The organism is Kitasatospora sp. NPDC085895, assembly GCF_040702125.1.
GTDB lineage: Bacteria > Actinomycetota > Actinomycetes > Streptomycetales > Streptomycetaceae > Kitasatospora > Kitasatospora arboriphila.
In genome coordinates, this window is record NZ_JBFBJY010000174.1 from 1 (window position 1) to 6,004 (window position 6,004).

The window sequence follows — 6,004 nt, forward strand, 5'->3', positions numbered from 1 at the left end:
ACCTGCCCCGAATGCGGGCACGCCTCGAAGGAGAACCGGCCCGATCAGGCAACCTTCCGCTGCGTCGGCTGCGGCCACCAGGCGCACGCCGACACAGTGGGAGCCATCAACGTTCTACGGGCCGGGCTGGTCCGTCGCGACGCCAACCCGGCATAGCGAAAAGCCCCGGCGTTCACACCGGGGAGGAGTCACGACCGTTACCGGCGCACCCGGGATGGCTGGCGGTTCACCGAGGGGGTCCATGAGATCAGGTACGCCGACACCAGCCCACTGGCCGGCTCGACGCCCCGACGCAGTGGCCTGTCATGACCGCCCCGGCGCCGTAGGGCCTGGCCGGTCCCCTCCCCTCCCCGACGGGGCGCGGGTCCGCCACGTCTCGGCCGCACTCGCCGACCTGGCCGGCACCCACCTCACCGACCGCGTCCTGGCCCACCTGCTCCGCAACCACGCGCTGCTGTTCGGCCCGGCCGACCTCACCGCCGCCGCTGATCCCCGCTCCCGGCGACCGAGGTGGCCGTGTGCGCCCGCGACGCACGGGCCGCTGAGGAGACGGGCAGCCGTGGGCCGTGTCCCGTGCCGTGTCCGCCGCCAGCCGGAATCGCTGGTCGGGGCATGCCATGCTCGTTGTATGAGGGATGGGGAGGGACCCGCGATGACCGGGTCGGACAGCGCTGGCTTCGGCCCGGCAACGGACGATGCCTTCTTCTCCTCGCGCCGATACCGGCCCCGCGGCCGGTCGACGGCCGACGCCGGTCCGGCCATGGCCGTGCCCGCGCCGGAAATCCAGGAGATGTTGGACGCCCTGCCCGGATCGGTGATCTTCCTCCTGCCGGAACCCGGGCCCGACGGCGAAGTCGCGGACTTCCGGATCGCGGCCGCCTCGCCGGAAGCGGTGGACATCAGGACACGCCGGGGAAGGGACCTGGTCGGGCGGAGCGTCCTGGAGACCTACCCCACCGTGGCCGGCACGGCACTGTGGCACGGCTACCTGCAGGCGTTGGCGACGGGCGTCCGTTACGAAGGGGAACCGTTCGAGTACGAGGAGGTCCTCGCTGGCATCCCGCACCTGTCCCGCTTCGCTGTCCGAGCAGCGCCCTGCCGGGCAGGGCTGATCGTCTCCTGGGTCCGCCTGGACAGCGGCGAACGCGAGCAGCGCCGCCTGACCGCCATGCAGCGCCTCGGCAACATGGGATGGGCGGACTGGGACCTGGTCCGCAACGTCATCACCTGGTCCGACGAGGTCTACCCCATCTTCGGCCGGGACCGCGCACTCGGCCCGATGACACTGGAGGAGCTACCCGCCCACGTCGTCGCCGAGGACCTCCCCGCACTGGGCGAAACCGTGCAGCACCTCCTCCGGGACGGCGAACCCGTCGACCACACCTTCCGTATCACCACTCCCGCCGGACAGATCCGCCATGTACGGATCGTCGCCGAGGCCGAGGCGGACGCGCACGGCGACCCCGTGGAGGTCCACGGCTTCTTCCAGGACCGGACCACCACCAAGAACGCCGAACAACAACTGCTGGACCAGGAACGCACCGCCCTCGTCCAGCATGGCCTGCTGACCGCCGAACGCGACCTCGCCGCCGAACTCAAGCACGCCCTGCTTCCGCCGCCCCAGCGATCGATGCGCCTGGCCGGCCTCACCGTCGACATCGCCTACCAACCCCTGCAGGAAGGCCTCAACCTCGGCGGCGACTGGTACAGCGCCATCGAACTGCCCGACGGCAGCGCCCTACTCGTCATCGGCGATGTCGCCGGCCACGGCCTGGACGCCGTGGCCACCATGGCCCAACTGCGCTTCACCGCCAAAGGCATGGCCATCACCGGCATGCCCCTGGACACGATCCTCGACCGGCTCAACACACTCCTGCGGCACACCCCCGAGCGCGACTTCAGCACCGCCACCATGATCATGGCCCGCTACGAGCCCACCCACAACCGACTCACCTGGGTCCAGGCCGGCCACCTTCCGCCCCTCCTGATCCGACAGGGCCAGCCTTACTACCTCCCCACCCCCAAGGGCCTCCTGCTGGGCGCCACGACCACGCCCACTTACGAACCGGCCACGTTGCACCTGCTGCCCGGCGACCACCTGCTGCTGTACACGGACGGCCTGATCGAGGAACCAGGCCAGGTTATCGACGAGGGCCTGGATCGCCTCGCCCGCACCGCAGCCCAGTGCGTCGGTAACGCCCACGCCCTCGACAGCATCCTGGACGCTCTCGTCGAGCCAGACGTCCAGCGGGACGACATCTGCGTCCTGCACGTCAGCCTGTGATCCGTTCCCAGCAGCTGTCGACGACGTGCTGCTGGTGGTGGCCGAGCTACTCACCAACGCCATCGACCACACTGGCGGCCCGTTGACCATGGAGCTGTGGCTCGCCACGCGCGACGAGCGGCTGCGGATCGACGTCACCCGCACCAGCCCTGCTGCACCCCGCATCCTCCCCGCGCGGCCGGGGGAGCCGCACCACCGCGGCCTGCGCATCGTCGACCACATCGCCCGCGCCTGGGGTCACCACCTCAACCACGTCCACAAGTCGGTCTGGGTCGAACTGAGCCTGCCAAGATCATCCATCTGAAGGCGATCTTGAAGCGCCTCACTCCCACGCGAACGAGCGGGCGAACGCCGCACCCAGCCGCTGCGCCCTGTCGCCCCGCCCTTCCCGTGTCGGCCCGACTGCCCATGAGGGCGACCCGGCGGCGCCCCGTTCAACGACCCGTTTCATCTTGGCTGCGGTCCCGCCCGGGGCGAAGCGGGCGGTTCGCCAGCACCATCGGGAGCTGGAGTGGGGAGTGGTGGCGGACTCGGGTAGCCGCCTTGATGGGCGGGAGCGCGCAGAGGCGAGCTGAAGTCATGATCGCCGTTTCCGCGGGAACCGCATCACTGCCGCCGGCGCCGCGCATCCGAGGCGACCGCCCCGCCGTCCGACACCGCTCCTGCCCGACCTCCCGCCTGCCCCGGGCTGCGAGGCCCGCCGATCAAAATCACCGCCAAAGGTACGGGCACCTCCTGACGTCCCGTAGGCCGGTCCGTTGAACGAATACGCGGCGGCGAGCAACTCCGGCTCCGGGCCAATTCGACGGACCCGCAATGAGCCGGACCGCTCCGCGCAGCCGGCCCACCCACGGACGGGGGCCGACTGCTCACATCCTCCCCGTTCCTGACGGTCGGAGTACCTGAAGACGACCGGCCAGGACGCCGCGCAGGAGATCCGCCACCAGGCCACCCCTGACAACGAGGACACACCGCCGCGGCGCCGGGCCACAAGCCCGGCGCCGCGTCATTTCCACCACGGATTCGTCTATCACAGGCTCCACGCCGGACTCGGCGTTTTCGCAGTACAGACCCAGTACTCCATTGGTGCTGCGGTTTCCGGCGGTCCCTGCAGTCCGAGATCGGCCGGGTGGGAACCCAGTTGAAGGAAACATCGTCTTCATGGCCAGCCGCTTTGGGGGAGAGCATCAGCCCGGTGAGGGGGTGTCAGGGTAGGTGGAGGGTGGCCCAGACGGTTTTGCCCGTGCCGTTCGGGCGATGTCCCCAGGCGGCGGCGATGTGGTCGATGATGTGCATTCCGCGGCCATGGGGCTCCTCGGGCCGGACGGTGCGCAGCCGGGGCGGGTCGGGGTGGGTGTCGGTGACGGCGATGTGCAGCAGGCCGGTGTCCGGGCCGTAGTGGAGGTCGAGTGTGGTGGGGCCGCTGGCGTGGTTGGCGGCGTTCGTGAGCAGCTCGGCGGCTACCAGCGCGACGTTGTCGACGGTCATGGCGCCTGCCGTGGGCCGCCAGTCGGCCAGGGCGCGGCGGGAGAAGTCCGTGCCTCGCCGTACGCAGCCCTGTGGGTCGCCTGGCGGGAAGTCCAGGCGACGGTGGCCGCAGGTGGCGCTGGTGGAGGGGCGCACGGATGGTCCCCCAAGGGCTCGGACATTCGTCACTGAACCAGGCGCCTGCCCGCCGGGGTACCGCCCTACACCGCCCGCACGGCCTGGTCACCCTCCAGGCCGTGGTCCAGGGCCTCATCGAGGGTGGGGTAGGCGGGGAACACCTGGTCGGTCTGGCTGATCTGAAGGACCCGTTCGACGATGCGGCTCGGTGAAGCCAGCACGATCGGGATGCCCAGGGCCAGGGCTGTGATGCGCGCGGCGAGCAGGGCGTTCAGGGCGCTGGAGGTGAACAGCCGCACCCCGGACAGCTCGACGGCCACCAGCACCGGACGCCGGGCGAGCACCTCGTCGAGGGCCTTCCGTACCCGGGTCTCGTTGCTGAGGTCCAGTTCTCCGGCGAAGAAGCACACGATGCTGTCATCGACACGGGTGAGGACGATCGTCAGCACCGAGTCGGAGGTCGGCGGCCCGCCGGATATCAGGAACGAAGCAGGAATGGCCATGACGCGTCTCCCGACCCACCAGAGGCTCCACCACGGGTGGCGGGCCGGGGCGTCCGTGTCCTCGCGGGTGCGGGAGACAGCGCGGCGACAGCCGACGGGCAACGGCGAGCGCCACGATGACGCCACATCGCTACCCCCACCCTACGCTGCTTTCCCACAGGCCGATCAGCCCCGCCGCGCCCCGCACCCCGCACCCGCACCCGCAGGCGCAGGCGCGGGCGCACCCTCGGGCGGCGGTCGGCCCCGGCGGGTGACGGCCGGCGCGGGTTCGTGTCGCCGGAAGCGCGGCCAGCACGGCGAGGTGGAGACTGGCCCCATGGAACCGCGCTTCCACCAGGGCGATGCCGTAGTGCACGCCGACGACGACATCTACCGCTGCCGCGCGAACCTGCGCAGCTGGGCCGATGGCGGCCCTACCGGCGGCCCCACACCCCAACCGGCCAGACCAGAGCAGTGGGCCGGACGCCTGCACTTCGACAGCGACACCGACGCCGAGACCGTCCTGTACGCCGACACCCTGCACCTGGTCGTCGGCGACAGCACCGGCACGTTCCTCGTCGAAGACTTGGAGCGCCCCACCGCCACACTCACCATCCGCGGTCACGGCCCCGCCCCGTTCTGACCGCCCGAGGCCTCGCACCACCAGCCGCGACCACGCCGCCAGAGCCCGCCGACCTGCCGCATACGAAACAGCCCCCGGGCCGGGTTGTCTGATGACCTCGTCGGACCCGGCCCGGGAGCTGCGCGCCCAGGCAATGGCGAATCGGGCGCGCAGGGATCATGACAGGTCCCATCCGCCACCGGCCAACCCGCCCGGTTGGTTTTGTTCACGAGTTTCGGTTCTGGCTCAACTTCCGTGACCGGTAGCGCTGGCTATTCGGTTAGCGATCGAAGAGTGGGTCTTGCTCGGGCGTGAGGACGGCGCGGATGCGGCTGATGGTCTGCCGCCAGGTCGGTCCGTTCACTGTCTCGTCCCAGAGGTCGGCGAGCTCGGACTCCTCGGCGACAACGCGGTCGAGCGCCTCGACAGCGAGCGGCCGAAGATCGATGGCGAAGATCGGAAGGGCTTGGTCGGGGCCATAACTTGTGCTGATTGGTTCACCGCCCGGGCACTGTACGGCGATGAGAGCGGCGGCGGCAACGGCCTCGGCTCCCTCAGGACTTTCAAGGTAGTCCCGGGTCTCGATGGTGCGGATCAGCGTCGTCCGGACCAGGGTCTCGCGCTGAAGGCGGTGCGCTGGCGCCGGTCCAGAGCCCGTTTGACCGCGGCACCCCCTGGGCCCACCGCTCGCGGGGGTGAGTTGCTAGCGTCGCGGCCATGCCCGAGGCCGTGTCCAGGAGTGTCGACGAACTGATCGCGCAGATGCGCGCGGGATCCGATGAAGGATTCCGTCGCGCACTGGCCTCGGTGGAGGTGGCCGCCCGTGCGGGCGGCCCGGCGGCACTTACGGCTGCCGTCGAAGCGCTGGCGCCGCATCTGTCGACCATCCACGGCACGTTCGCCATGACCGCGGTGCTGGCCGGTGCGTGCGTCGAGTGGGGCGGATCGCCAGTCGCGCTCGCCAGCGTGCTGCCCGCGCGGGCGGCCGTGGCCATGCAGATGTTCGCGATG

The 6,004-nt window shown here is 70.6% G+C and carries 8 protein-coding genes; 5 read left to right on the forward strand and 3 right to left on the reverse strand.

The features are described 5' to 3' along the window. The 3 genes from AB0442_RS41505 to AB0442_RS41515 all read left to right on the forward strand — a co-directional run. A partial coding sequence (locus tag AB0442_RS41505) for a zinc ribbon domain-containing protein (protein WP_366168713.1) occupies positions 1-156 on the forward strand: 156 nt, incomplete at its 5' end. A 496-nt stretch (positions 157-652) separates the two neighbouring features. Continuing rightward, positions 653-2,284: a SpoIIE family protein phosphatase gene (locus AB0442_RS41510; RefSeq protein ID WP_366168707.1), complete on the forward strand. Its 1,632-nt coding sequence runs from the start codon at positions 653-655 to the stop codon at positions 2,282-2,284. A 25-nt stretch (positions 2,285-2,309) separates the two neighbouring features. After that, on the forward strand, positions 2,310-2,588 hold the full coding sequence (locus AB0442_RS41515; RefSeq protein ID WP_366168708.1) for an ATP-binding protein: 279 nt from the start codon (positions 2,310-2,312) through the stop codon (positions 2,586-2,588). 902 nt (positions 2,589-3,490) lie between these two features. On the opposite strand, the gene AB0442_RS41520 is transcribed toward AB0442_RS41515, so the two are convergent. Both AB0442_RS41520 and AB0442_RS41525 read right to left on the reverse strand, forming a co-directional pair. Next, a complete protein-coding gene (locus AB0442_RS41520; RefSeq protein ID WP_366168709.1) occupies positions 3,491-3,940 on the reverse strand; it encodes an ATP-binding protein in 450 nt (149 codons plus the stop codon). Positions 3,941-3,972: 32 nt separating this feature from the next. After that, positions 3,973-4,392: an STAS domain-containing protein gene (locus AB0442_RS41525; RefSeq protein WP_366168710.1), complete on the reverse strand. Its 420-nt coding sequence runs from the start codon at positions 4,390-4,392 to the stop codon at positions 3,973-3,975. 316 nt (positions 4,393-4,708) lie between these two features. On the opposite strand from AB0442_RS41525, the gene AB0442_RS41530 reads away from it, so the two are divergent. Further along, entirely contained in the window at positions 4,709-5,014 is a 306-nt protein-coding gene (locus tag AB0442_RS41530; RefSeq protein WP_366168711.1) for a hypothetical protein, read from the forward strand. A 259-nt stretch (positions 5,015-5,273) separates the two neighbouring features. Here the strand turns inward: AB0442_RS41530 and AB0442_RS41535 are convergent, their stop codons facing one another. Then, positions 5,274-5,606 (reverse strand): DUF4259 domain-containing protein, encoded by a 333-nt coding sequence (locus AB0442_RS41535; protein ID WP_366168714.1) that lies wholly within the window; start codon positions 5,604-5,606, stop codon positions 5,274-5,276. A gap of 104 nt (positions 5,607-5,710) precedes the next feature. Here AB0442_RS41535 and AB0442_RS41540 point away from each other — a divergent pair. Continuing rightward, a partial coding sequence (locus tag AB0442_RS41540) for a hypothetical protein (RefSeq protein ID WP_366168712.1) occupies positions 5,711-6,004 on the forward strand: 294 nt, incomplete at its 3' end.